We start from the raw sequence: 765 nt of genomic DNA, 5'->3' as shown, positions 1-765 counted from the left end.
CGCCTTCAAGTTTACCATCCGTAGAAGATACTTTAACGTCAAGCAGATATTGACCTTGCTCTTGGTAAGTACGAAGAATTTGCTTAACTACAGCATCTGGCTTGATTTCTTCAGCGATGAATTGGTAGTCGCCGTTCGCATCTTTTGCCTTTAGGTTAACTGGAATCAAAGCGTAGTTTGCTAGGTGCAGTTTGCCATCGTAGTATTCGAAGTCTGCACGACCTACATATTTACCCCACTCATGCGCTTGCATGATGTATGTGCCGTTTTGTTGGTCTGGAGCACACTCGTCACCTGGTTTGAAGTCTGCGTATTCGTTAGTACCCGGCTCCATACATACTGGGTTTTGTGAGTGGCCACCAATAATTGCATCTAGTTGGCCTTCTTCAAGAGAACGCGCTAGTAAAACGTCACCTGGTGCTTCGCTACCATGGTTACCATCTTGGTAGTGACCCATGTGTGTTGTTGCAAAAACTAGATCGACAGTTTCGTTTGCTTCGATTTCCTTAAGTACTTTTTTGATTTCAACTTGAGGATCTTCGAAGTAGATATCAGCAACGTTACTTGGGTTTACCAGTTTCGCTGTATCTTTTGTTGTTAGGCCAACAACCGCAACTTTAAGTCCGTTAATCGTGAAGACTTTGTAAGGCGCGAAGTAACGTTCGTCGGTTACTTTACCATCGGTGTCTTTCTTGTAGATGTTTGCAGCGAGCATAGGGAAGTCAGCCCATTGGATCTGCTTGTTCAAAACATCTAAAGCGTTAT

1 protein-coding gene is annotated in these 765 nt (G+C 43.8%); it reads right to left on the bottom strand.

What is annotated here, in order from left to right:
- The coding region (locus R7040_RS26025; protein ID WP_318097514.1) for a metallophosphoesterase at window positions 1–765 on the bottom strand (765 nt) is incomplete at both ends.

Source organism: Vibrio sp. 1069 (assembly GCF_033340555.1).
Note: the sequence above shows the minus strand (reverse complement) of the source record. Positions and strands in the feature narration are given on the sequence as shown.